At 71.2% G+C, this 25,040-nt stretch carries 26 protein-coding genes; 6 read left to right on the top strand and 20 right to left on the bottom strand.

From position 1 onward, the window contains the following. Both E1269_RS32040 and E1269_RS00235 read right to left on the bottom strand, forming a co-directional pair. Positions 1-156 (bottom strand): hypothetical protein, encoded by a 156-nt coding sequence (locus E1269_RS32040; protein WP_162606150.1) that lies wholly within the window; start codon positions 154-156, stop codon positions 1-3. A gap of 130 nt (positions 157-286) precedes the next feature. Next, complete coding sequence (locus E1269_RS00235) at positions 287-1,861, bottom strand: amidohydrolase (protein ID WP_131890399.1); 1,575 nt, start codon at positions 1,859-1,861, stop codon at positions 287-289. A gap of 147 nt (positions 1,862-2,008) precedes the next feature. On the opposite strand from E1269_RS00235, the gene E1269_RS00230 reads away from it, so the two are divergent. Further along, entirely contained in the window at positions 2,009-2,701 is a 693-nt protein-coding gene (locus E1269_RS00230) for an FMN-binding negative transcriptional regulator (protein WP_162606149.1), read from the top strand. 127 nt (positions 2,702-2,828) lie between these two features. Here the strand turns inward: E1269_RS00230 and E1269_RS00225 are convergent, their stop codons facing one another. From E1269_RS00225 to E1269_RS00165, 13 genes are all read right to left on the bottom strand, one after another. Beyond that, complete coding sequence (locus E1269_RS00225; RefSeq protein ID WP_131889809.1) at positions 2,829-4,160, bottom strand: aminotransferase class I/II-fold pyridoxal phosphate-dependent enzyme; 1,332 nt, start codon at positions 4,158-4,160, stop codon at positions 2,829-2,831. Between the two features lie 40 nt (positions 4,161-4,200). Next, entirely contained in the window at positions 4,201-4,554 is a 354-nt protein-coding gene (locus E1269_RS00220) for a cupin domain-containing protein (protein ID WP_131889807.1), read from the bottom strand. 18 nt (positions 4,555-4,572) lie between these two features. Beyond that, complete coding sequence (locus E1269_RS00215) at positions 4,573-5,886, bottom strand: thymidine phosphorylase (protein WP_131889805.1); 1,314 nt, start codon at positions 5,884-5,886, stop codon at positions 4,573-4,575. Between the two features lie 222 nt (positions 5,887-6,108). After that, positions 6,109-7,065, bottom strand: coding sequence for a chymotrypsin family serine protease (locus tag E1269_RS00210; protein WP_131889803.1), 957 nt, complete (start codon positions 7,063-7,065; stop codon positions 6,109-6,111). Positions 7,066-7,096: 31 nt separating this feature from the next. Further along, complete coding sequence (locus E1269_RS00205) at positions 7,097-7,492, bottom strand: cytidine deaminase (RefSeq protein ID WP_131889801.1); 396 nt, start codon at positions 7,490-7,492, stop codon at positions 7,097-7,099. After that, entirely contained in the window at positions 7,489-8,760 is a 1,272-nt protein-coding gene (locus E1269_RS00200; RefSeq protein WP_203432624.1) for an ABC transporter permease, read from the bottom strand. Before E1269_RS00200 ends, E1269_RS00205 begins: the two co-directional genes overlap by 4 nt. Continuing rightward, entirely contained in the window at positions 8,757-9,893 is a 1,137-nt protein-coding gene (locus E1269_RS00195) for an ABC transporter permease (protein WP_131889799.1), read from the bottom strand. Before E1269_RS00195 ends, E1269_RS00200 begins: the two co-directional genes overlap by 4 nt. Next, on the bottom strand, positions 9,890-11,416 hold the full coding sequence (locus tag E1269_RS00190; RefSeq protein ID WP_203432623.1) for an ABC transporter ATP-binding protein: 1,527 nt from the start codon (positions 11,414-11,416) through the stop codon (positions 9,890-9,892). The genes E1269_RS00195 and E1269_RS00190 overlap by 4 nt, the downstream gene beginning before the upstream one ends. 81 nt (positions 11,417-11,497) lie before the next feature. Then, a complete protein-coding gene (locus tag E1269_RS00185; protein ID WP_203432622.1) occupies positions 11,498-12,538 on the bottom strand; it encodes a BMP family lipoprotein in 1,041 nt (346 codons plus the stop codon). A gap of 188 nt (positions 12,539-12,726) precedes the next feature. Next, the gene (locus tag E1269_RS00180; protein ID WP_131889797.1) at positions 12,727-13,818 is read right to left on the bottom strand and encodes a hypothetical protein; all 1,092 of its coding nucleotides are present in this window, start codon (positions 13,816-13,818) and stop codon (positions 12,727-12,729) included. A gap of 88 nt (positions 13,819-13,906) precedes the next feature. Continuing rightward, positions 13,907-14,581 (bottom strand): hypothetical protein, encoded by a 675-nt coding sequence (locus tag E1269_RS00175; RefSeq protein ID WP_131889795.1) that lies wholly within the window; start codon positions 14,579-14,581, stop codon positions 13,907-13,909. A 97-nt stretch (positions 14,582-14,678) separates the two neighbouring features. After that, on the bottom strand, positions 14,679-16,256 hold the full coding sequence (locus E1269_RS00170) for an acyl-CoA mutase large subunit family protein (protein ID WP_131889793.1): 1,578 nt from the start codon (positions 16,254-16,256) through the stop codon (positions 14,679-14,681). A 125-nt stretch (positions 16,257-16,381) separates the two neighbouring features. After that, positions 16,382-16,957, bottom strand: coding sequence for a hypothetical protein (locus E1269_RS00165; RefSeq protein WP_131889791.1), 576 nt, complete (start codon positions 16,955-16,957; stop codon positions 16,382-16,384). A 207-nt stretch (positions 16,958-17,164) separates the two neighbouring features. Between E1269_RS00165 and E1269_RS00160 the strand changes: the two genes are divergently transcribed. Beyond that, positions 17,165-18,295 (top strand): glycosyltransferase family 4 protein, encoded by a 1,131-nt coding sequence (locus E1269_RS00160; RefSeq protein ID WP_131889789.1) that lies wholly within the window; start codon positions 17,165-17,167, stop codon positions 18,293-18,295. Positions 18,296-18,317: 22 nt separating this feature from the next. Here E1269_RS00160 and E1269_RS00155 read toward each other — a convergent pair whose 3' ends face one another. The 5 genes from E1269_RS00155 to E1269_RS00135 form a co-directional block, all read right to left on the bottom strand. Beyond that, entirely contained in the window at positions 18,318-19,109 is a 792-nt protein-coding gene (locus tag E1269_RS00155) for a methyltransferase domain-containing protein (RefSeq protein WP_131889787.1), read from the bottom strand. Between the two features lie 7 nt (positions 19,110-19,116). Beyond that, positions 19,117-19,620 carry a hypothetical protein gene (locus E1269_RS00150; protein ID WP_131889785.1) on the bottom strand — a complete coding sequence of 168 codons (504 nt, stop codon included), beginning with the start codon at positions 19,618-19,620 and terminating at the stop codon, positions 19,117-19,119. 84 nt (positions 19,621-19,704) lie between these two features. Then, positions 19,705-20,508 (bottom strand): methyltransferase domain-containing protein, encoded by an 804-nt coding sequence (locus E1269_RS00145; protein ID WP_131889783.1) that lies wholly within the window; start codon positions 20,506-20,508, stop codon positions 19,705-19,707. 14 nt (positions 20,509-20,522) lie between these two features. Continuing rightward, on the bottom strand, positions 20,523-20,771 hold the full coding sequence (locus E1269_RS00140; RefSeq protein ID WP_203432621.1) for a zf-HC2 domain-containing protein: 249 nt from the start codon (positions 20,769-20,771) through the stop codon (positions 20,523-20,525). A gap of 14 nt (positions 20,772-20,785) precedes the next feature. Then, positions 20,786-21,376: an RNA polymerase sigma factor gene (locus E1269_RS00135; protein WP_203432620.1), complete on the bottom strand. Its 591-nt coding sequence runs from the start codon at positions 21,374-21,376 to the stop codon at positions 20,786-20,788. A gap of 292 nt (positions 21,377-21,668) precedes the next feature. Here E1269_RS00135 and sdhC point away from each other — a divergent pair, with 292 nt between their 5' ends. From sdhC to E1269_RS00115, 4 genes are read left to right on the top strand one after another with little or no spacing between them, the layout of a single operon-like run. Then, entirely contained in the window at positions 21,669-22,046 is a 378-nt protein-coding gene (sdhC, locus tag E1269_RS00130) for a succinate dehydrogenase, cytochrome b556 subunit (protein WP_131889779.1), read from the top strand. A 3-nt stretch (positions 22,047-22,049) separates the two neighbouring features. Then, positions 22,050-22,502: a succinate dehydrogenase hydrophobic membrane anchor subunit gene (locus E1269_RS00125; protein WP_131889777.1), complete on the top strand. Its 453-nt coding sequence runs from the start codon at positions 22,050-22,052 to the stop codon at positions 22,500-22,502. 23 nt (positions 22,503-22,525) lie between these two features. Then, positions 22,526-24,265 carry a succinate dehydrogenase flavoprotein subunit gene (gene sdhA / locus E1269_RS00120; protein WP_131889775.1) on the top strand — a complete coding sequence of 580 codons (1,740 nt, stop codon included), beginning with the start codon at positions 22,526-22,528 and terminating at the stop codon, positions 24,263-24,265. Then, positions 24,265-25,017: a succinate dehydrogenase iron-sulfur subunit gene (locus tag E1269_RS00115; protein ID WP_131889773.1), complete on the top strand. Its 753-nt coding sequence runs from the start codon at positions 24,265-24,267 to the stop codon at positions 25,015-25,017. The genes sdhA and E1269_RS00115 overlap by 1 nt, the downstream gene beginning before the upstream one ends. The last annotated feature ends 23 nt before the right edge of the window (positions 25,018-25,040 follow it).

Genomic DNA, 25,040 nt, shown 5'->3' with positions numbered 1-25,040 from the left:
CTACTCGCCGGCGTGGTCGTGACCGTGCCGCGGACCGCTCGCGGCCGGCTCGCCGCCGGCGGCGTCGCCCGACGGGGTACTGCCGGCGGCTTCCGGCTCCGGCTCAGGCAGCGACAGGCCGAGGAGATAGCCCGCTTCCAGCGTCCTGAACACCATGTGGTCCACGGTCTCAAGCCCAGCGCCCCGGCACATCGGCCCAGCAGCGGAGGAACCGCGTACGTCGCTGGGCGTAGGGGGACTCCCGTAGGGGTCCTGCCGGGGTACCCCGGCCCCGACCACGCCTCGCTCAGAGCGAGCCGTGGACCACCTCACCGCCCAGCACCGTCGCGACCACGGGGACGTCGGCGATCTCGGCCGGGTCGACCTCGAGCGGATCGGCGCCGAGCACGACGAGGTCGGCGAGCCGGCCGGCGCCCAGGCGGCCGGCGACGTCGTCGACGCGGCACGCGTAGGCGCTGCCGGTGGTGTAGGCCGCGACGGCCTCGGCGACGGTGATGGCCTCGTCCGGCCCGACTGGTGCGCCGCCGGAGCTGGTGCGCTCCACCATGAACTGGATGGCCCGCAGCGGCGCGCCGTCGGCGACCGGGCGGTCTGAGCTGCCGGCCAGCGTGATGCCGTGGTCGAGGAACGACCGGCCGCGATACATCCAGCCGCTGCGCTTCTCGCCCATGATCGCGGAGTAGTCGTCGCCGTAGGCGTGCAGGAACGTCGGCTGGACGACCGCGGTCAGCCCGGCGGCGGCCAGCCGCGGCAACTGCTCGGGGCGGACCAGGCCGCAGTGCTCCACCCGGTGCCGCGCGTCCGGCCGCGGGTGCGCCGCCTGCGCCGCCGTCACCACCTCGACGGCCTGGTCCACCGCGGCGTCGCCGATGGCGTGGAGGGCCAGCTGCCAGCCGGCGCGGTGCCCGTCGAGGACCAGTGCAGCCAGCTCCGCGTCGTCGAAGGCGAGCTGGCCGGTGCCGCCGTCGTCGCCCCCGTACGGCTCGGTGAGCGCGGCGGTGCGCGCCATCATGCCGCCGTCGAGCCACAGCTTCAGCGCGCCGATGGACAGGACGTCGTCGCCGAGGCCGGTGCGCAGGCCGAGGTCGACCGCCCGGGCGATGCTGTCGCTCGGGTCGGCATCGACCGAACGCAGCAGCGAGGCCGGGATCATCGTCTGCACCCGCACCGGCAGCCGGCCTCGCTCCCGCGCGGTCTGGTACGCCGCGAGCTCCACCGGCGAGAAGCCGGCCAGCTCGACGACGATGCCGGCGTCGGCACAGCTGGTGACACCCTGGGCGAGACACTGCCGGCCGGCCGTCTCGATGGCGTCGACCAGCTCGTCGATGCTGTACGGCATCCGCCGCGACCGGCCGATCGCGACGGCGCCCTCGGCGAGCACGCCCGTCGGCCGGCCGGTGGCGTCGCGCAGGACGCCCTCGCCGGCCGCGGCGAACTCCGCGTCCGGCACGGTGTCGAGGACGGCGTTGGACACCAGGCAGGCGTGACCGGAGGCGTGGGTCAAGTACACCTTCCGGCCGGGCGCGACGAGCTCGAGGTCGTCCCTGGTCAGGTGGGCACCGAGGGGACGCTGGTCGTAGCCGGCCAGCTCGACCCAGCGGCCGTCGGGAGTGGACTCGGCGGCCCGACGGATCGCGCCGAGCACGTCGTCGCGGGTACGCATCCCCGACAGGTCCGGCATCGCCGAGGCCAGGCCGGTCCAGTTCAGGTGCGTGTGCGCGTCGACGAAGCCGGGCAGGACGGTCGCGCCCCCGAGGTCGGCCGCCTCGCGGGACCGCAGCCCATCGACCTCCTCGTCCAGACCGACGATGCGCCCTTGCCACACCCCGATCCGCGAGGCCACCGGGCGTGCGGGGTCCATCGTCCGCGCCCGGCATCCGGTCACCAGCACGTCGAGCTCCACCGCGCCTCCATGGATCGTCCGAACCGGGGACGAGTCTGGCAGTTCGCCGACTGTTGCGTTACGGTCACTCTTGCCGTACTAGCACAGTTTCGCGAAGGAGGGCGGATGCACACGCCGCGGCATTTCCGCACGGACGACCCGGCCCGCGAGGCACGGCTGATCCGCGAGAACCCGTTCGGCCTGATCGTGAGCGCCGGTGCCGGCGGGGCCGGGAGCGATGACGGCCCGGCCGGCGGCATCGCGCCGGTGGCCACGCACGTCCCGATGCTGCGCCGGCCGGGACCGGGTGGCCCGCCCGCGGACGACGAGCCGCTGCCCGGCACGATGATCATCGGCCACCTGGCCCGGATCAACCCGCAGTGGAAGGCGCTGCGCCCCGGCCAGCCCGTGCTCGCGGTCTTCCTCGGGCCCGACGGCTACGTCTCGCCGACGGTGTACGGCTCGTCCCCGAGCGTCCCGACTTGGAACTACGCCGCGGTGCACGTCACCGGGACGGTCCGGCTGGTCGACGACCGCGACGAGGCATGGGCGATCATCCAGGCCAGCGTCGACGCCACCGAGGCCTATGCCGGCACGGACTGGGACCGAACCCCGTCGGTGCAGTACATCGGCAAGCTGCTGGCCGCGATCGTCGCCTTCGAGATCACCGTCACCGAGGTCCGCAGCACGTTCAAGCTCAGCCAGAACAAGCCGGCCGAGACCCAGCGGCGGGTGCACGCGTCGTTCGCGCGGAGCCGCCACGGTCGCGACCGCGAGCTGGCGGCCCTGATGGCCGACATGCTCGATCTCTCCGCCTGACACGCCCGCGAGCTCGCGCGGCCACCGGTGCGTAGATGCGGCAAGTGCGAAGCCACCGATGACAGAGCACCGACCTGCGGCGACGACCGCGGCGCCCTCCCGAAACCAGAGCCCGCCAGACCGCCGCTCAGGCCAGCTGCGTCAGCCGCGACGGCGCGAGCACGGCGCCCAGGTCGGCGGCCAGGCGGCCGGCCTCGTCGGCGGTCAGGGTCGAGGCGGTGATCCGGATGAACGGCTCGCTGTGTATTCGGTGCGGCTCGCCCGCCCGGACGGCCCAGCCGCGCTCCTGTAGCCGCTGGACGACGGCGACCTCGTGCGCCACCGGGATACAGACATTGAGCCCGGACCGCCCGTGCCCGGCGATGCCCCGCTCGGCCAGGGCCGCGAGCAGGGCCTCGCGCCGTTGCCGGTACGTCTGGGCCGCCGACCGGACTGCCGCGCGGACCCCGTCGTCGTTCCACAGCTCGACGACCAGCCGCTGCAGCACGTGGCTGACCCAGCCGGCACCCACGAGCTGCCGCTCGGCGACCCGCCGGGAGGTGCGTGCGTCCGCCAGCAGGAACCCGACCCGCAGGTCCGGCCCGAGGATCTTGCTCGTGGTGCGGACGACCGCCCACGCGTTTCGGCCGGGGGACAGCGACACGTATGGCGCGCCGGCGGCGATCGAGGCGTGGTCGTCCTCGACCAACAGGACGTCCGGGTGACGGTCGAGTACGCGGCGCAGCTCGCGCGCGCGGACGGCGTCGACGGCGGCACCGGTCGGGTTCTGCGCGCGCGGGGTGACGACGAACGCGGCCACCTTGCTCTCCAACGCCGCCGCGAGCGAAGCAGGCACCGGCCCGGCCTCGTCGACGGCGACCCCGACCGGCACCATGCCCATCGCGCGGACCAGCTCGAGCACCCCCGGATAGCCGGGGTCCTCGACGGCGACGCGGTCATTCGGCCGGGCACGGCTGCCCAGGACCCGCTCGACTCCGTCCATCGCGCCGCCGACGACGACCACCGGTCCCGCCGACGACCGCAGTGCCGCCGGCAGGTCGCCGAACTGTTCGTCGGCGACGGCGGCCAGCTCCGGCAGCACGGTCGGGGCGCCGTAGCGGAACCGGGGCACGCGCATCGCGGCCAGCGCGACGCCGACGTCGGGCAGCAGGTCCGGGGCCGGATTGCCGTCGCTGAGGTCGCGCACGCCGACGGGCACCGAGCCGTAGTGGCGAGCCTGCGGCGCGCGCCGCACGCCGACGCGAGTGGCCCGGCCGGCCTCACTCGTGACGATGCCCCGCAGCCGCAGGTCGCGGTATGCCGCCGACACCGTCGACGGGCTCACCCCGAGCCGCGCGGCGAGGCCCCGCACGGACGGCAGCGGCTGCGCCGGCGCCAGCTCGCCGCGCTCGATCGCGCTCTCGACGCTGTCGGCGATGTCGCGCGACGTGCGGCCGGCGATGGCGGGATCGGCAGCCATGCCGCCAACTGTACTGGTACAGCAGCCGCCGGCCGGTGGTTCAGTCCTCGCGATGCACCAAGTCCGGACCGAACGCCGGCACGCACACGGCGACGTACTCCGCGCCCCGCGGGCCGGCGAGGTACCGAACCCGGCGGCCGGCCGGCGTCAGCACCGCCTCACCCGCGCGGACCTCGGTGCGGCCGTCGTCGTCCTCGACGACGACACTGCCGGTCAGTACCAGCGTGATCTCGTCGAAGTCCGGCGTCTGGGCGGGCTCGTCCCACCCCGGTGGCGCGGTCATCCGCGCCACCGAGACGCCCGGCGTGCCGGTGGCCACCCGGCCGACGAACTCCTCGATCAGCTTGCCGCCCGGCACCGGTATGCGGGCCGGCGCGTCGATGCGTCTCACCATGGGCGTGAGCGTACGACGTCAGCCGATGCGGTCGATCACCAGCGGCGGAAGATCCGGCCGCGAGCCCTCCGGCGCGACGACGAACGCGCCGGACAGAGCCTCGAAGGCACGCTCGAACCGGGCCGGCTCGTCAGTGTGCAGCGTGAGCAGCGGCTCGCCGGCTCGCACCGCGGCGCCGGGCTTGGCGTGCAGCTCGACCCCGGCGGCGGCCTGCACGGGCTCGTCCTTGCGCGTCCGCCCCGCACCGAGCCTCCAGGCCGCGACGCCGACGCGGTACGCGTCGAGCGAGGTCAGCACGCCGTCGGCGGGCGCGAGGACCGTGTGGGTTTCGCGCGCGGCCGGTAGGGACGCGTCCGGGTCGCCGCCCTGAGCGCTGATCATGCGCCGCCACACGTCCATCGCCGAGCCGTCCTTCAGCGCGTCGGCCGGGTCGGCGCCGTCGACACCGGCCGCGGCGAGCATCTCGCGCGCCAGCCGGACGGTGAGCTCGACGACGTCCGCCGGGCCGCCGCCGGACAGCACCTCCACCGACTCGCGCACCTCCAGCGCGTTGCCGGCGGTGAGGCCGAGCGGGGTCTCCATGTTGGTCAGCAGCGCCACCGTGCGCACCCCGGCGCCGGTGCCGAGCGCCACCATCGTCTCGGCCAGCTCGCGTGCGGACTCGACGTCCTTCATGAACGCCCCGGAGCCCACCTTGACGTCGAGGACGAGCGCACCCGTGCCCTCGGCGATCTTCTTGCTCATGATCGACGAAGCGATCAGCGGGATCGCCTCGACGGTGCCGGTGACGTCGCGCAGCGCGTAGAGCTTCTTGTCCGCCGGTGCGAGATCGTCGCCGGCGGCACAGACGACGGCGCCGGTGTCGCGCAGCACGCCGAGCATCTGGTCGGCCGACAGCGACGCGCGCCAGCCCGGGATGGACTCCAGCTTGTCCAGCGTGCCGCCGGTGTGCCCGAGCCCGCGCCCGGACAGCTGCGGCACCGCGGCGCCGCAGGCCGCCACCGTCGGCGCGAGCGGCAGGGTGATCTTGTCGCCGACGCCGCCGGTGGAGTGCTTGTCGGTGGTGGGCCGGCCGACGCCGGACCAGTCCATCCGGCGGCCGGTGCGGATCATGGCGTCGGTCCACCGGGCGATCTCACGCCGCGACATGCCGTTCAGCAGGATCGCCATGGCCAGCGCGGACATCTGCTCGTCGGCCACGACGCCTCGGGTGTAGGCGTCGACCACCCAGTCGATCTGACCGTCGGACAGCTCGTCCCGGTCACGCTTGGCCCGGATGACGTCGACGGCGTCGAACGGCTCCGGCGGGTTGGGGTTCGCTGGTGCGGACATGCTGGGATCATCGCACCGATGGGCGCCACGTACGCTGGCGGGCACGAGCCGGACCCGGCAGGCCTACCTCGACGCGGCCGACACCCTGGTCACGTCCCGGCGCGATCCCGCGACCGCGGCCGCGTGGGACCAGCCCAGCGCGCTCGCGACCTCGCCCGCCCGGCCCGGAATGATCACGTTCAGCACGAGATCTCGTGCTGAACGTGATCATTCGCAGACCTCTCAGAGGAGGCGGACGGCGAGGGCTTCCAGGACTGCGCCGATGGGGTTGCAGTAGGTCAGGCCCTGGCCGTTGTCGCCGCCGTACTCACTGCCGGCGAAAAGCAGTCCCACGGCCTCCAGGGTGTCGGGACGGTACACCAGCGAGCCGCTGTCGCCGCCGGCGGAGAACCCGGACGAGCCGGCGCCGGTGACCTCGATCTGGTCGTCGAAGTCGACGACGCCGGACGGGTACTGCACGCTGATGCCGTCGAGCTCGATCGCGGTGACCCGGCCGCTGGACAGTCCGGTGGTCCGGCCGGCCTTCTCGACTTCGAGGTCGTCGACGACGGTGACCCAACCGGTCAGCGCCCCGGCGGGGTGCGCGGACTCCACCTCGACGCCGTCGTCGAGGCGGGCGGTCGCGGCGTCGACGAGGTTGGCGCCGGTGAGGTCGAGGGCCACGACGGCGTCCAGCTCGCCGATGCGGTCGGCGGGGTCGGCGCCACCGTCCGCGGTTCCGGGCTGGAGGATGACGTCGCCGGGGTTGCCCCGGTCGGAGTCGGCCAGCACGTGGTTGTTGGACAGCACCGACACCGCCGACCCGTCGCCGTCGGCCGGCGCCACGAACGCGCCGATGGTCCCCGCGGTCACGTCCAGATGCGACACCGACAGTCCGGGCCGCAGCGGCCGGTGCCGTCCCTGCAGCTCGCCGGGGCTCCACTGCTGGGCGTGCACGACGCCGACGTCGCGGACGTCGCACTCGTCGCCGGCCAGCTCGCGGCTGGCCTCGACGACACCGGCCGCCAGCTCGGACTGGCCGAACGTGCGCACGGCGACGCCGTAGGTGCCGGCGCCGAGCAGGCAGATGCCGGTGGCGACGCCGCCGGCGGCCTGCCGCGGCGGTCGCAACGCATCGTGGATGACGTACGTCCGGCGGCGCAGCTCGGCCTTGATCTCACGCGCGGTGTCGAGGTGCATCGCCCCACTCTAGGTGGAGATGATCACCAGGTCACGGTAGCTGGTCGGGGCCGAAAGCCTGCGGCAGCATCCGGTCCATGGTCAGGACGCCCTCGGGCGTCTCTACCAGCAGGTCGGGGCCGCCGTGCTCCCACAGCAGCTGGCGGCACCGGCCGCACGGCGTGGTCAGCCGCCGCTCTGGACCGCCGACGCAGGTGAACGCCACCAGCCGGCCGCCACCGCCGGCGATCAGCGACGACACCAATCCGCACTCGGCGCACAGGGTCACGCCGTAGGCGGCGTTCTCGACGTTGCAGCCGGTGACCACCCGGCCGTCGTCGACCAGGGCCGCGGCGCCGACGGCGAACGACGAGTACGGCGCGTAGGCGCGGCCGGCCATCTCCGCGGCAGCCGCCCGCAGTGCGTCCCAGTCGATCTCGGTGGTCACCGTGCCTCGCCGCGCCGGTATCTCAGCCCGTCCGCCGCCGGTGGTCTCAACCGCTGCGTGGCGCTGGCGAGCACCGCGAGGGTCACGATGTACGGGGTCATCGCGGTGAACTCGGTGGGCAGCGAGTCCGCGACCGCCCACACCACCACCGCGAGCCCGGCGAGCACGAGCAACACCCCGCCGAGGACGTAGCGCCCGCGCAGGATGTCGCGCAGCCCGATGGCCGCGAGGATGATGCCGACGAGCAGCACCAACGCCAGCACCGCCAGTGACGACGACGCCCGCAGTCGCACCGCGTCGGAGTAGCCGAACAGCCCGGCACCGGTGGCGAGGCCGCCCGGCCGCCAGTTCCCGAAGATCATCGCGGCCAGGCCGATGTATCCGCGACCACCTGTCTGGCCTTCGCGGTAGCCGCCGGTGAACAGCACCAGGAACAGCCCGCCGAGTCCGGCGAGGGCTCCGCTGACGATGACGGCCAGGTACTTGATCCGGTAGACGTCGACGCCCAGGGTCTCGGCGGCGAGGGGGTTCTCGCCGGCGGACCTCCAGCGCAGCCCCAGCGCCGTGCGCCACAGGACGAACCAGGCAAGCGGCAGCAGCAGCACGCCGATGACGGCGAAGACCGTCAGGTCGCTGGTCAGGCCGTGCAGGACGCCGGCGGCGTCGGCGATGACCGGGATGCCGGTGTCTTCCAGCCGGCCGAGCAGGTCCGGCCCGGAGGACAGGATGGGGACGTCGAACGTCGCCGGCCCGGAGCTCATCTGCGGCGACTGCGTCGGGCCGCCGCCGGACTCGTTGCCGACGTACACGCCTTCGGAGAGGAACCGCACCAGGCCGGCCGCCACCAGGTTGATGGCGACACCGCTGACGATGTGGTCGACGCCGAAGGTGACGGTGGCTACGGCGTGCAACAGACCTCCCAGCGCACCGCCGATGACGGCGCCTGCGAAGGCGCCCCAGGGTCCCGCGTGCCAGCCGCCGAAGCCGGCGCCCCAGGTGCCGAGGATCATCATGCCCTCGAGCCCGATGTTGATGACGCCGGCGCGCTCGGCCACCAGACCGCCGAGACCGGCCATGGCGATCGGCAGCGCCAGGACCAGCATCGCCCGCGCAGTACCGCTGCTGGTCAGGACGTCCTGGTCGGTGATGACCCGGACCAGGGACAGCGCCACGAAGCCCAGCGCCGCCACCAGCAGCACGGTGCGCCACCGCGAGCCCGACGGCTCGCTGTCCGGGCGTCGCATGATCATCTGGGTGAGGCCCGTCACGACGCCACCTCCTCGGTCACCGTCTGCGGATCTTCGACTCGGGCTCGGCGCTCCTCGGCCCGCAGCAGCCGGCGCCGGCCGATCTCGTCGACGATGACGACACAGAGGACGATGATGCCCTGCATGATCACGACGGCGGCCGGTGGGATGCCCTCGGACTGCAGCCGTGGCCCGGCGCGGTCGAGGAACGAGAACAGCAGCGCGGCGCCGGCAATGCCCAGCGGCCGGTTGCGGCCCAGCAGCGCGACGGCGATGCCGGTGAAGCCGTAGCCGGCCACGAAGGACTCGCCGGAGAACCGGAACGACTCGCCCAGCAGCTCGGGCAGGCCGACCAGGCCGGCCAGCGCGCCGGACAGCACCATCGCCTTGATGGTCATGGAGCTGGCGGAGACGCCGTTGGCGGTGGCCGCCGACGGGTTCAGGCCGCTGGTGCGCAGCTCGAAGCCGAACCGGGTCCGCGACAGGACCACCGCCATGACGATGCCGACCAGGATGGCGATGAAGACGAAGCCGTAGACCGGCCGGCGCGGCTCCTCCAGGCCCAGCAGGCCGAAGAGGTCGTTGATGCCGGGAATGCGCCCGGACTCCGGCAGGTCCCGCGTGGTGGTGTTCTCGCCCTCACCGAGATCCGGGTCGGCGAACGGTCGGCGGATCAGGTAGGCGGCGATGCCGATGGCGATCGAGTTCAGCATGATCGTCGAGATGACCTCGCTGACGCCGCGGGTCACCTTGAGCACGGCCGGGATCGCCGCGTACGCCGCACCGGCCAGCATCGCCACCAGGATGATCACCAGGACGTGCAGCGGAGCCGGCGCCACGATGGCCGCGCCCACGCCGGCCGCGATGACGGTCGCGATGCGATACTGCCCCTCCACACCGATGTTGAACAGGCCCATCCGGAAGCCGACGCTGACCGCGAGCCCGGACAGGAACAGCGGCGCCGCCCGGTTGATCCACACGCCCAGCGAGTTGGCCTGGGCCGTCGGCGACTCGCCGAAGTCGAACAGTGCCCGCAGCGCCGCGAGCGGGTTCTCACCGATGATCAGGATGAACAGCGCGGTCACGAGCAGGGCGACGCCCAGCGCCACCACCGTCGGCGCGAACCCGCGCGCCCATGCGACGACCCGCGTCATGCCGACTCCTCCAGCGCTGCGCCGGTCATGTATGACCCGAGGGTCTCCGGCGTCACCTCCGCCGGATCGAGCTTCGCGACGAGCCTGCCGCGCAGGATGACGTAGAGGGTGTCGGACAACCCCAGCAGCTCCTCGAGATCGGCTGAGATGAGCACCGTGGCCAAACCCGCCGCGCGGGCGTCACGGATGCGGTCCCAGATACCCGCCTGGGCTCCGACGTCGACGCCTCGCGTGGGGTGCGCCGCCACCAGCATCGCCAGCTCGGCGCTCATCTCCCGGCCGATGACCAGCTTCTGCTGGTTGCCGCCGGACAACGCGCCGGCCAGCGTCTCCGGACCCGGCGCCCGCACGTCGTACTCGTCCATGACCCGTTGGGTGTCCGTGCGGGCCGCGGCCGGGTTGATCCAGAACCGGCCGCCGAGCGGCGCCTGGTCCTGGTGCCCGAGCATGCGGTTCTCCCACAGCGGCGCTTCGAGCAGCAGAGCCTGCCGGTGCCGGTCCTCCGGGACGAACCCGATGCCGGCGCGGCGGCGGCGCTGCGCCGTCCACTCGGTCATGTCCTCGCCGCCGAGCACGACCCGCCCGGCGCTGGGCTTGCGCAGTCCCATGATCGCCTCGACCAGCTCGCTCTGCCCGTTGCCCTCGACACCGGCGAACCCGACGATCTCGCCGCGGCGAACCGAGAAGCTGACGTCGGAGAGCAGCTCGAAGCCCTCGTCGCTGGTGACGGTGAGCCCGTCGACCCGCAGCTGCACCACGTCGGTGACGGTGGACTCCCGGGTCTCCGGCGTCGGCAGCTCGCTGCCGACCATCAGCTCGGCCAGCTGCCGCGGTGTTGTGGCCGACGGCTCGACCGTCGCCACCGTCGTGCCGCGGCGGATGACGGTGATGGTGTCGGCGACCTTGAGCACCTCGTCGAGCTTGTGGCTGATGAACACCACGGCCAGGCCTTCGCCCCGCAGCCCGGCGAGGTTGGTGAAGAGCGCGTCGACCTCCTGGGGCACGAGCACGGCCGTCGGCTCGTCGAGAATGATCACTCGGGCGCCCCGGAACAGCACCTTGGCGATCTCGACCCGTTGCCGGTCGGCGACGGACAGCTCCGCCACCAGCCGGTTCGGGTGCAAGCCCAGGCCATAGCGCTGCGAGAGCTCCCGGATGCGCTCGCGGGCGGTCGCGTAGTCGAGCCGGCCGCCGGCGCGCGGCTCGGCGCCCAGCACGATGTTCTCCAGAACCGTCAGGTTGTCGGCGAGCATGAAGTGCTGGTGCACCATGCCGATGCCGGCGGCGATGGCGTCGTTGGGGCTGTGGAAGTCGACCGGCGAGCCGTCGACCCGGATGGTCCCCTCGTCCGGCCGGTGCATGCCGTACAGGGTCTTCATCAGGGTGGACTTGCCGGCGCCGTTCTCGCCCACGATGGCGTGGACCTCGCCGCGCAGCACGGTGAGGTCGACGTCGTGGTTGGCGACGACCCCCGGGAAGCGCTTGGTGATGCCGTCGAGCTCGACGACGGGTTCCGCGGTCACGGTGCTCCCTCCGACACACACGTCGCCGGGCCGCCCGGGCACGAGGTGCCGCGGGCTCCCGGCGACGTGGTCACGGCTGCGTCACTCGGTCCGGCTGACCTCGATCTCGCCGTCGATGATCTGCTGCTTGTAGTCGTCCAGCTGATCGGTGATGTCGTCGATGAAGCCACCGCTGGTGGCGTAACCGACACCGTCGGTTGACAGGTCGTAGGCGGTGGACTCCAGCGCGCCCTCCTCCAGGAAGGTGCTGACGCTCTCGAACACCGCGTTGTCGACCCGCTTGAGCATGGACGACAGGATGTGAGCCTGCAGCTCCGGGTCGCCGGCGGTCTCCCACTGGTCGGAGTCGGTGCCGATGGCCCACGCGTCGGCCGCGGCGGCCGCCTGGAAGGTGCCGATGTTCGACTGACCCGCCGGGGTGTAGATGACGTCGATTCCGGACTGGTACATCGCCTCCGCGGCGACCCGGGCACCGGCGGCGTCGTCGAAGCCGCGCGCGTCCTCGCCCGGCGCCAGCCGCTGGTCCTGCACCTGGATGGCGGGGTCGACGGCGGCCACGCCCTGCTTGAAGCCGGCGGCGAAGGCGTTGATGACCGCGCCCTCGTTGCCGCCGATGAGGCCGATCATGCCCGACTCGGACTTCAGCGCCGCGGCGACGCCCATGAGGAACGAGCCCTGCTCGTCGGCGAACGTCATCACCGCGACGTTCTCCAGTTCGCTCGGCCCGCCGTCGATGCGGACGAACTGGACGTCCGGGTACTCCGCGGCAACGGTGTCCATGTCGGCGCCGAACGCGTAGCCGATGCCGATGACGGGGTTGTGGCCCTCGTCGGCGAGCTGGCGCAGGAGGTCGGCGCGGTTGGAGCCGTCCTCGTTGGGCGACAGCTCCTGGAACGTGATGCCGAGCTCGTCCGCCGCGCGCTCGATGCCGGCGGCGGCGGAGTCGTTGAACGACAGGTCGCCTCGGCCGCCGACGTCGAAGGCCAGGCCGACGCTGGCGTCCTCGCTACCGCCGGTCTCCGACGTCCCAGCGTCGCCGTCGTCGTCGCTCGCGCATCCCGCGAGCATCACAGCCGCGGCAGCGAACCCCGCGGCGAGTTTCATGACCCGACGCACGGGCATGCTCCCTTCGATCACCCCCGGCCCAACCTGCTGAGCCCGAACGCGTGGATGCTATCCGCAACCCCGGACTCCGGCGAGCACCGAACGGCGTCGTTACCAGAACGAGAGTGAACTGCCGACCTGCCGTTTTCCACCGCCCTGCACCTGGGCAGGTTTCGACCGCCGGCAGGCCGGGCATTTCGTCAGGTTCAGCCGTCGCCCTCGACGACGCTCTGGACCTCGGCGACCGGCACGTTCACCGTGACGCTCTGCTCGAGCGGGTCGAGGTCGCCACCCACCTCGGCGCCGCCCTGGTTGACACCCTCCCAGGTGGCGTTCCAGAACGTCGACGCGGTCACCGGGTAGCCGCCGGGGTAGGCGACGGAAGCCCGCGAGAACTCGACGGTGCAGCCGGAGGCGTTCTCGAGTCCGGCCTGCCACGGCTGGATCGCGAGTGTGGGGTCGCACTCCCGGGAGCCGGCGGGCGAGGCGATCGACAGGCCGCCGGTCTTCGCGGTGACCTCCGCCCACACGGGAGACCCGACGACCTCGGCGCGCACACTGAGCTCGCCGTCCTCGCCGCCGACCGACTGCGGGTCGGTCACCCAGAACCAGGTGGGCAGGTTGACGAACGTCGCCGCGGAGCCGTCGGCCATCTTCGGGTTGCGGTCGACCTCGGGCGCCGCGATCTCCATGACCTCGCGAGCCTCGATGGCGAGGTCCTCCGGGTCGACCACCGGCTCAGGCGGGCTGACGTTGACCTCCCACGCGTTGAGGACGATCGGGATCTGTCCGAGGAAGTCGCCACCGTCGTACACGTCGGTGTACCCGAGCTCCACCAGCAGAGGCCAGTCGTCATCGCCCTGGCACTGCGGCGTGTAGAAGGTGACGTCAGTGCCGGCGTCTTCCAGCGCCGCCTGCTGCTGGAACCACTCTCGGGGTGGCAGACTGTAGTACCAACCGGCACCGGTGCTGGACGAACCGAGCGACGCGACGTATGCGTCGTACCACTTGAGCATGGCCTCGGCGCTGGTGCCATCGACAGCAGGCACATTCTTTTCGGGCCATCCGTCGTACGACATCTGCTCCCACCAACACGTGGCGGGCATCGAGATGGTGTAGCCACCGCCGCCGTCCGGAGCGGCGTCGCCGGAGAAGACGACGCTGACCTCGACCTCGTAGCCGCCGCCCGTCTCTTCACCGCCGTCGCCACCGCGGGCGTACGCAGGAGCGGTCGTGCCCACCGCCAGGATCATCGCCATGGCGCCAGCCATGAGTCCGGTTCGCACCAGCTTGGACATATCTCTCGCTACTCCATCGAGTTCGCGGCCAAGGTTGCCCGTACCATACCAGGCGTCAATGTACCAGTCACCGCGCTGGAGCCGGGCCTCACGAGCAGCCGGTGGCGCCCTTCGGATTGGCGTCGGACACCAGCCAGCGGCCCTCGACGTCCTTCACGGTCAGCACCTGCCGCTCCACCGCGTCCAGCGGCTCGGCCTCGCCGCCCACGTACTCGACCCAGTTGGTCATGGTGATGCAGACATCGACCTCGGCGGTCGTGTCGTCGACCTGGATGTCCATCAGCTCGACGACCGTGGGCTCGCCCACCGTCACCCGCTGATCCATCGTCGACTCGGTCGCATATTGCACCAGGCGCGAGAACTGCGGGTCGGTGGCGGTCTCGGCCAGCCGGGCGGTCTCCGGGTCAGCGCCGAAGAGGATGGCGTCCCAGCTCGCCATGAACCGGCCGACGGCGGTCAGCACCGCCGTCTCCTCCTCCGTAGCGTCGTCGGGGACGTCGATCGGCAGCTCGGTGGCCAGCTCGATGACGCTCTCCTCGCCCTCGGGCAGGTACGGCTGCGTGAAGCCGGGACTCGGCTCAGGCTCCGGCGAGTCCTCGTTGCCGGAGGTCCCGGTCGACCCGGGCTCGGTGGGGTCGGGCTCGGCCGACGAGGTTCCGGTCCCGGTGGTCCCGCCCAACCCCTCGGGCTCGTCGCCCGGCTCGGAGCAGCCTGCCAGCGCGGCGGCCACCAACACGGCGAGCGTCGCGGCTCGTCGGCTCATCGGTCCCTCCATGGGTCGTGGGCCGCTCCGCGTCCACGGTGACGGAGCCAGCCCCGGCGCACATGGTAAGCGCCCCGCTGCCCGGAGCCTGGAACCGTCAGACCCCGGTGGCCGGTGTGTACGTCCCCCATACCTCGCGCAGGGCGTCGCAGACCTCGCCGACGGTGGCCCGCGCGGCCAGCGCCGTGCGCATCGGGTCCAGCACGTTGTCGCTGCCGGTCGCGGCGGTGCGCAGCTCGTCGAGGGCGCGGTCGACGGCGTCGGCGTCACGCTCCGCGCGCAGCCGGGCCAGCCGGTCCGCCTGCGCGGCCTCGATGGCGGGGTCGACCCGCAGCGGCTCGTACGGCTCCTCGTTGTTGGTGACGTAGCGGTTGACGCCGACGACGGTGCGCGCGCCGCCGTCGATCTGCTTGGCGACGTCGTACGCGGACTGCTCGATCTCGTCCTTCTGGAAGCCGCGCTCGATGGCGGCGACGGCGCCACCGAGGTCTTCGACCCGGGTCATCAGGCCGACGGCGGCCGCCTCGAGCTCGTCGGTGAGCGACTCCACCGCGTACGACCCCGCGAACGGGTCGACCGTGCGGGTCACGTCCGTCTCGTACGCGAGCACCTGCTGGGTGCGCAGCGCCAGCCGGGCCGCCTTCTCCGTCGGCAGCGCGATGGCCTCGTCGTAGGAGTTGGTGTGCAGCGATTGAGTGCCGCCGAGCACCGCCGCCAGCGCCTGCACCGCGACCCGGACCAGGTTCACCTCCGGCTGCTGCGCGGTGAGCTGCACGCCCGCCGTCTGGGTGTGGAAGCGCAGCATCTGCGCCTTCGGGTTGGTGGCGCCGAACTCCTCGCGCATCACCCGCGCCCAGATGCGCCGCGCGGCGCGGAACTTCGCCACCTCCTCCAGCAGCGTGGTCCGCGAGACGAAGAAGAACGACAGCCGCGGTCCGAACTCGTTCACGTCGAGCCCGGCCGACAGCGCCGTCCGGACGTACTCGCGGGCGTTGGCCAGCGTGAACGCGACCTCCTGCACGGGCGTCGCCCCGGCCTCGGCCATGTGGTACCCGGAGATGGAGATCGTGTTCCAGCGCGGGATCTCGCGGTGGCAGTACGCGAAGATGTCGCTGGTCAGCCGCAGCGACGCGGCCGGCGGGTAGATGTAGGTGCCGCGGGCGATGTACTCCTTGAGCACGTCGTTCTGGACCGTCCCGGTGAGCTGGTGCCCGGGCACTCCCTGTTCGACCCCGATCAGCTGGTACAGCAGCAGGAGCAAGGCGGCCGGCGCGTTGATGGTCATGGACGTCGACACCTCGCCGAGGGGGATGCCGTCGAACAGCACCCGCATGTCCTCGATCGAGTCGATGGCGACGCCGACCTTGCCGACCTCACCGGCGGCAACCGGCGAGTCGGAGTCGTAGCCCATCTGCGTCGGCAGGTCGAACGCCACCGAGAGGCCGCCGGTGCCCGCCTCCACCAGCTGGTGGTAGCGCGCGTTCGACTCCGCCGCCGTGCCGAAGCCGGCGTACTGGCGCATGGTCCACGGCCGGCCGGTGTACATGGTCGGGTAGACGCCGCGGGTGTACGGGTAGCCGCCCGGTTCGCCGAGCCGCTCCGCCGCGGGCCACTCGGCCAGGTCCGGCGGCCCGTAGACCGGCCGGATGGGCAGGCCGGACTCCGTCGTGCTCATGGCCACCTCCTCGTCACCGGCGCGATGAGCCCACGGTAGTGACGATGGCCCGCTGTCGGGTGGTGACTTTCTGCACACGTCCTGTGCACGTGATGTTGTGCACACCGAGTGGGCGGCGGCCCGGCTCAGCCGAGCTGGTGCACCGTCGTCTCCCCGTCGGCCTCGACGACGAGGAACCGCTCGCCGCGGCCGACCCGTCGGCCCAGCGGTAGCCGCTGCCGGCCGCGGTCCAGGGGTCCGGTGTAGACGTCGGTGAGGTGCACCCGGTACAGCGGGTCCAGGCGGTGCAGCCTGACGTCGACGTTCGCCGGTCGGCGCAGCACCAGGACGATGCTGTTGTCACCGGACTCGTAGGCGGCCGCGCCGATGATCCGGATGTCGCGGTTGGGGGCCGTGACCACCTCGCGGATCTGCGCCACCAGCAGTGACGGGATCGGCGCGAGGCCGTCGACCACCCGCAGCGTCGGGTTCTGCGCCTTGAGCGCGTCGATCATCCGGTCGCGCTTGGGGCCGGTGACGGCGCGGCCCAGGGCCAGGATGTCGATGCTGGCGCCGTCGATGCCGTACCGGACCCGTTCGGCGTCGGTCTCCTCACGGACGACCATGCCGGCCTCGCGCAATGCTCGGCCCAGCTCGTCGAGAACGCGGACCCGCTTTCCGACGAGCAGCACGCGGGCAGGAGTCCCGATCTCGGTCGTCACGCGCTACTTCCCTTCGACGCCACCCGCCGTCTCATCGATCTTGAGGTCTTCCGTCACGCTGAGTCACCGTGCGTCTCTGATAGTGAGATCGTTGTACCGGGAAACGATCGCGGTCGTCGTCGGGAAGCGACCATCGGTCGTCAGAGTGTCACCCGCCATTCATGCCGGTCTCGCCGTCGCGCCACCGGTCACCCCCACCGTGGAGGCATGCGGGTAGCGATCGTCGCAGAGTCGTTCCTTCCCCAGATCAACGGCGTCACGAACTCGGTGTGCCGGGTCGTCGAGCACCTCACCCGGCACGGCCACGCCGCCCTCGTGGTGGCACCGGGCGAGGGCGTCACCGAGTACGCCGGGCAGCCGGTGGCGCGGGTGCCGTCGTTCACCCTGCCCGGCAACGACGACAGCATCGTCGGGCTGTCGACCCGCCGCCGGGTCGGCCGCCTCCTGCGCGACTTCGAGCCCGACGTCGTCCACCTGGCCTCGCCGGTCTGGCTGGGCAAGGCGGGCATGAGCGCAGCGGCCCGGCTGGGGCTGCCGACCGTGGCGGTCTTCCAGACCGACCTGGCCGGCTTCGCCCGCGGCTACCGGCTGTGGCGCACCATCGGCGACGACGCCATCTGGGCCTGGCTGCGGCGCATCCACGAGCAGGCGGACCTCACCCTGGCACCGTCGTCGGCGACGCTGAACCAGCTCGCCACGCACGGCTTCCCGCGGCTGGTGCGATGGGGACGCGGCGTCGACCTGGTCCGCTTCCATCCCGCGCACCGCGACGACGAGCTGCGTCGCGAGTTGGCACCCGACGGCGAAATCATCGTCGGCTACGTCGGGCGACTGGCACCGGAGAAGCACGTCGCGTCGCTGACCGCCCTGCGCGACCTGCCTGGCGTCAAGCTGGCGATCGTGGGCGGCGGGCCCAGCGAGGACGCCCTGCGCGACGCGCTGCCGGACGCGGCATTCCTGGGCTTCCGCACCGGCGAGGCGCTCTCGCGCGCGTACGCGAGCCTTGACGTGTTCGTACACACCGGGCCGGCCGAGACGTTCTGTCAGGCCGTCCAAGAAGCGCTGGCGTCGGGGGTCCCGGTCGTCGCACCGGACCGCGGTGGCCCGCTGGACCTGGTCCACCACGGCTGGTCCGGCTACCTCGTCGACACCGGCGACGCCGACCAGCTGCGAGCCGCGGTGGGCCGGATCGCGGCGGACCCCGTCCGGCGGGTCCGGATGGCCGCGGCCGCCCGCGAGTCCGTCTACGGCCGGTCCTGGGACGCCGTCTGCGGGCAGCTGCTCGAACACTACGGGACGGCGATCGTCCGCCAGGCCCAGAAGGCGCCCGCGGCGTAGCGGTCGAGCCGCAGCAGCGTGTTCAGCCAGCCGCCCGACGAGGTCTGCGAGCGCTGAACGGGTAACCGAAGACCTGGTACCGGCGGGCGTTCGCCTGTCCCGGAGTTCCGCTGTAGATGTCGACGGGCGGCCCGATCCGGACTCCGGCGAATCCGGCTGCCGTCAGCCGCAGTCGCCATTCGTCGCAGGACAGTCCGCCCGCGATGCAGTCGGTCCAGAGGTCGATGTTGCAGACCGCCGCGGCGGGCACCAGCGCCCCGACCGCGATGTCGGCGAACTGCAGCCGTCCCTCGGGGGACAGAACCCGGTAGATCTCGGCAAGGGCACGGTCCTTGTCCGCGACGAGGTTGAGCACGCCGTTGGAGATCACGACATCGGCCCAGCCGTCGTCGACTGGGAGAGATTCGGCGAGGCCCTCGCGGAACTCGACATGATGATCGAGGCCCATCAGCCGCACTGTCTCCCGCGACTTGGCCAGCATGTCCGGCGTCATGTCCACGCCCACCACCTCGCCGTCGTCCCCGACCAGGTGGGCGGCGACGATCGAGTCGAAGCCGGCACCCGACCCGACGTCGACCACCCGGTCACCCTGGCAGAGCGGACGAAGCGAGAACGGGTTGGCCACACCGGCGAACGACTCGACCGCCCGGTCGGGCAGCGCCGCGACGAGGTCCCCGTCGTAGTCGAGGAGCCTGGCCAGCGACCGGCCCGTGCGGAAATGGAACTCACCGTCCGGGTGGGCCGCCACCTCGGCGTATTTCACGCGCACCGAGGCCCGCAATGCCGCCGGCTCGACGGGAGTACCGGTGCTCATCTCGGTCTCACTCTCCCGGTCGGTGCACGCCGGGGCGCGGCACCGCGACCCGCAGGGTCAGGAGCGCACCGACCACGAAAATCGCCACCGCGAGGTAGATGGGCCCCAGATGCTCGATCGTGTCGAAGTCGTTCGGGTAGTGCGCGGGAAGTGCGACGCCTACCGCGAGCACTGCCGTCACGACGGCCGTCCACCACGCCCAGCGCTGGCCGTTCTGCACGCCCAGCCAGGCCAGAGCGGCCAGTGCCACGCCCAGCGCGATCAGGAAGCCCGCGATCGCGATGTGCAGGTGGGAGACGTACTCAAACAACTCCGGACTGAACTGCTTGATCTCGTCCCGGGTCACCGGGACCTGTTCGGTGGTGATCCCGAGTTCCAGGAAGTCATCGGAGAAGTTCAAGATGAAGAAGATCACCCCGTACCCGATGAACCCCACTCCGGCCAATGCCATCAGACCCGACCCCACCCGCAGGTTCGGCTCGGTTCCTGTCTGTACCGATCCAGTCGCCATGACGACCTCCCCGTCCGACTTGTTCCTTCTGCACACCAGGACGCTTATCGCTTCAGGGGCATTGCAGCTGGTCCCGTCGCGACCTCAGAGCTCGGCCGCGACGGCGTGGACGATGACCCCGACAGCCACGCCGCCACGCCGGTCTTCGGGTATCGCTCTGCTCATCAGGTCCAGCACGTCGGGAGTGAACAGCGGATACAACCCGACGTCCTCGATGCCGAACGCGACGCGCTCGCTGATCTCGACTCCGGCCAGCCCGGCGTGATCGAGCTTCCGGCGGAACACCCGCTCGGACAGGGCGCCCGAGACACATCCGGCCCAGGCCGCGTCACTGGTGAGCACCTCGGCCGGCAGATCGTCCTCGACGGTCAGGTCGGCGACGCAGAACCTCCCGCCCGGCGTCAGCACGCGGGCGATCTCCGAGAGTGCGCGGCTCTTGCGCGGCGAGAGATTGATGACCCCATTCGAGACGACCACATCCACGGACGCGTCCGGTAGCGGGATGTCCTCCATCAGACCCACCATGAACTCGCACCGGGCTACCACGCCCGCCTCTCCTGCCGCGTCGCGGGCTCGCGCGCACATCTCCGGAAGCATGTCCAGCCCGATCACGCGGCCGCCCGGACCGACACGACCAGCGGCGAGGATCGAATCGATGCCTCCTCCGCAGCCGATGTCGAGTACCACGTCCCCGGGCGAGATCCCGGCATGCCGGACGGGGTTGCCGACACCGAGCGCCCAGTCGACCGCGCATTCGGGAACCGACGACAGCTCCGCTTCGGAGTAGAACCGCTCTGCCACGGGCCGCCCGGCCCCCTGGGGTATCGCACGGTAGGCGAGACGGACCTTGGTGCGGATCTCGTCCTGGAACATCAGGTCGCCGCTCATGTCGATGCTCCCGTTCACTCCGCATGGTCGAGATCGTCGATGAACCCCGCCAGACGGCCCCGGACATCGTCGGGAAGCTGGCCCGCGGTCGCCGTCCGGAGCACCCCGCGCAGCTTCCTGGCGAACTCCAGCTCACCGCAGCAGCGCACGCACCGGGCCAAGTGCTCCTCGACGGCTTGATTGGCATCGTCGGGCAGTCCCTGGTCGAGGAACTCCCAGAGATGCCGGACCGCCTCGACGCAGCTGATCATGCGATCCACCATGCCCATTCCTCTCCTCACACCGACCGAGCCGCGTCGCGACGGGCCACGAAGCCGCACTCGTCGGCGTAGTCCCACATGGCGCGCTCGAAGAGCTTTCTGCCCCGATGCAGCTGGGACAGGACGGTCCCGAGCGGAAGCTCGAGCAGCTGGGCGATCTGACGGGTGGCGAAGCCCTCGACGTAGCGCAGGACCAGCGGCGCGCGATAGCGAGGCGGGAGTCGCAGGAGCACCGTGTCCACATCGCCGTCGGTGAACGCGCCCAGGAAGTCCAGGTGCAGCGTGTCCGAGTACGGGTACGGGTCCTCGTCGACAAGCACGCGGTAGAGCGAGAACGCCTCGACGTCGTCGACCGGGACCTCACGGGCCGTCCGGGTCTCCTTGCGGACCCGGTCACGCCACACGTTGGTGAGAATGACCCGCAGCCATCGGGCGCCGGCTCTGTGCTCACGCAGCGACCCGAACGACTCACAAGCCCTCAGCAGGGCCTCCTGAACGAGGTCCTCGGCTTCGTTGGGCCCGGCGAGGTGCCGGGCGAGGCCGTACAAGCCCGGCAGCTCGTCACGGGCGAGTTGCTGTAGCGCCGCCGTGTCGCTCGCCGTGAGCACCCTGCTTCCCCTGTCGCCGGGCCACCGATCCATCCTCTACGAACCAGGACGAATCCGATGACACGAGCATTGCACGCATCGGCCGGCGCGACGGCGACTGGACGTGCCCGCGGCGTAGGATCTCCGGCGAGTTAGGCCACCCTCAGTGAGAGATCTCACTGCTAGAACAGGCCTCTGAGCAGGCCAGACGTGAGATTGGCCACGGAAGCGGAGCCATCGGCGAAGCTACGATTGGCGTCGGCCGGAGCCAGGATGCGCCGGCTCCCGCCGTCACATCGGAAGGCATCAGTCCGTGCCCAAGGCACCAGCAGGCACGCTCTACCGCGGCCGCGAAGGCATGTGGTCATGGGTGGCCCACCGGGTCACCGGAGTGGGCATCTTCTTCTTCCTCTTCGCGCACATCCTCGACACCGCCCTGGTGCGGGTGTCGCCGGAGGCGTACAACGAGGTCATCGCCACCTACAAGAACCCGATCGTCGGGCTCATGGAGGTCGGCCTGGTCGGCGCGGTGGTGTTCCACGCGTTCAACGGCCTGCGCATCGTGCTCGTCGACTTCTGGTCCAAGGGCCCGCGCTACCAACGGCACATGTTCGTCGCCGTCGGCGTGCTCTGGGTGGTGCTGATGGTGCCGTTCGTCATCCGTCATCTCTCGCACGTGTTCGGAGGCTGAGCGATGACGACGGTCGCTCCCAACATCCCCGCGCCGCGGTCGCCCCGCCGGCTGCGCGGCCGCACCAACACCGAGCTGTACTCCTGGCTGTTCATGCGCGCCTCGGGCATGCTGCTGCTCATCCTGGTCTTCACGCATCTGTTCGTGAACCTCATGACCGGTGACGGCATCAACGCGCTCGACTTCGCGTTCGTGGCCGGCAAGTGGGCCGACCCGTTGTGGCAGGTCTGGGACCTGATGATGCTGTGGCTGGCGATGATCCACGGCACCAACGGGCTGCGCACGGTCATCAACGACTACGCCGAGCGCGACCAGCTGCGCATGTGGCTCAAGGTCGGCCTCTACACGGCGACCACCATCACCGTCGTCCTCGGCACGCTCGTCATCTTCACGTTCGACCCCTGCCCGCCGGACGCGGCCGCTGACCTGCTGCCGTCGTTCTGCCAGGCCCCCTAGCGGTGTTTCGGAAAGGCACTTTCATGCAGACCCACAAGTACGACGTGGTGATCGTGGGCGCCGGCGGGGCAGGGATGCGCGCGGCCCTCGAATCCGGCCAGCGGGTACGCACCGCCGTGCTGACCAAGCTCTACCCGACCCGCTCCCACACCGGCGCGGCACAGGGCGGCATGTGCGCCGCGCTGGCCAACGTCGAGGAGGACAACTGGGAGTGGCACACCTTCGACACCGTCAAGGGCGGTGACTTCCTGGTCGACCAGGACGCCGCGGAGGTGATGGCGAAGGAGGCCATCGACGCCGTCCTGGACCTGGAGAAGATGGGGCTGCCGTTCAACCGCACGCCCGACGGACTCATCGACCAGCGCCGGTTCGGCGGGCACACCCGCAAGCACGGCGAGGCCGCCGTCCGCCGGTCCTGCTACGCCGCTGACCGCACCGGCCACATGATCCTGCAGACGCTCTACCAGCAGTGCATCAAGCACGGGGTGGAGTTCTACAACGAGTTCTACGTGCTCGACCTGCTGTTCACCGAGGTCGACGGCGTCCGGCGCACCGCCGGCGTCGTGGCGTACGAGCTGGCCACCGGCGAGATCCACGTCTTCCAAGCCAAGGCGGTCGTGTTCGCCACCGGTGGTGCCGGCAAGGTCTACAAGACCACCTCCAACGCGCACACGCTGACCGGCGACGGCATGGCAATCGCGTTCCGGCGTGGGCTGCCGTTGGAGGACATGGAGTTCTTCCAGTTCCACCCGACGGGCCTGGCGGGCCTCGGCATCCTGCTGTCGGAGGCGGCCCGCGGCGAGGGCGCGATCCTGCGCAACAGCGAGGGCGAGCGGTTCATGGAGCGCTACGCCCCGACGCTGAAGGACCTGGCGCCCCGCGACGTCGTCGCCCGGGCGATGGCCAACGAGGTGCGCGAGGGCCGCGGCTGCGGCCCCGACAAGGACTACGTGCTGCTCGACCTCACCCACCTGGAGCCGGCGCATATCGACGCCAAGCTCCCCGACATCACCGAGTTCGCCCGCACCTACCTCGGCGTCGAGCCGTACACCGAGCCGGTCCCGGTCTTCCCGACCGCGCACTACGCGATGGGCGGCATGCCGACGACGGTGGACGCGGAGGTGCTGGCCGACAACTCGCAGGTGCTGCCCGGGCTGTACGCGGCCGGCGAGGTCGCCTGTGTCAGCGTCCACGGCGCCAACCGACTGGGCACCAACTCGCTGCTGGACATCAACGTGTTCGGCCGGCGGGCCGGCCTGGCCGCGGCCGCGTTCGCGTCCCGGGCACCCTGGGTGGAGCTGCCGTCGTCGCCGGCCGACGAGACGGTCGCGCAGCTGGAGGGCATCCGCGACCGTTCCGACGGCGAGCGGGTCGCCGTGATCCGGCGCGAGCTGCAGGAGACCATGGACGCGAATGCCCAGGTGTTCCGGTCCGAGGCGACCCTGAAGCAGGCGCTGTCCGACATCCAAGCGCTGAAGGCTCGGTACCAGAACATCGCCGTCCAGGACAAGGGCCGGCGATTCAACACCGACCTGCTCGAGGCGGTGGAGCTCGGCTTCCTGCTCGACCTCGCGGAGGTCATCGTCGTCGGCGCCATGGAGCGCAAGGAGTCGCGCGGCGGCCACTTCCGCGAGGACTACCAGAACCGTGACGACGTCAACTACATGCGCCACACCATGGCGTACCGCACCGGCGAGGGCGTGCGGCTGGACTTCAAACCCGTCGTCGTCACCCGATACCAGCCGATGGAGCGCACGTTCTGATGACTGCTGTTGCCGAAGCGCCGGCCGCCTCCAGCGTCGTGCCGTCGTTCCAGGTCACCGTGCGGCTGCGCCGCTTCAACCCGGAGTCGGACACCGAGCCGCGCTGGGAGGACCACACGGTCACCATGCACGGCACCGATCGCGTGCTGGACGCCCTGCACAAGATCAAGTGGGAGATCGACGGCTCGCTGACGTTCCGCCGCTCCTGCGCGCACGGCATCTGCGGCTCCGACGCGATGCGCATCAACGGCCGTAACCGGCTGGCCTGCAAGACGCTGCTCAAGGACCTGCCGCTGGACAAGCCCATCACCGTCGAGCCGATCAAGGGCATGACGGTGCTGAAGGACCTCGTGGTCGACATGGACCCGTTCTTCGAGGCCTACAAGTCGATCATGCCGTTCCTCATCACCAGCGGGAACGAGCCGACCCGCGAGCGCCGCCAGTCGCCGGAGGAGCGCGCCCGCTACGACGACACCACCAAGTGCATCATGTGCGCGGCCTGCACCTCCTCCTGTCCGATCTACTGGACAGATGGGCAGTATTTCGGTCCACAGGCAATCGTCGGAGCGCACCGGTTCATCTTCGACTCCCGCGACGAGGGCGCCGAGCAGCGGCTGGAGATCCTCAACGACCGCGACGGCGTGTGGCGCTGCCGCACCACGTTCAACTGCACAGATGCGTGTCCACGAGGGATCGAAGTCACCAAGGCGATCCAGGAGGTCAAGCGCGCCCTCCTCTTCCGCCGCGTCTGATCTCTCGCCCCGACCACGATCCC

This window comes from Jiangella asiatica, from assembly GCF_004349065.1.
Taxonomy (GTDB): domain Bacteria; phylum Actinomycetota; class Actinomycetes; order Jiangellales; family Jiangellaceae; genus Jiangella; species Jiangella asiatica.
The sequence above is the reverse complement of the archived record's forward strand: the minus strand, read 5'-3'. Positions and strand labels throughout refer to the sequence as shown.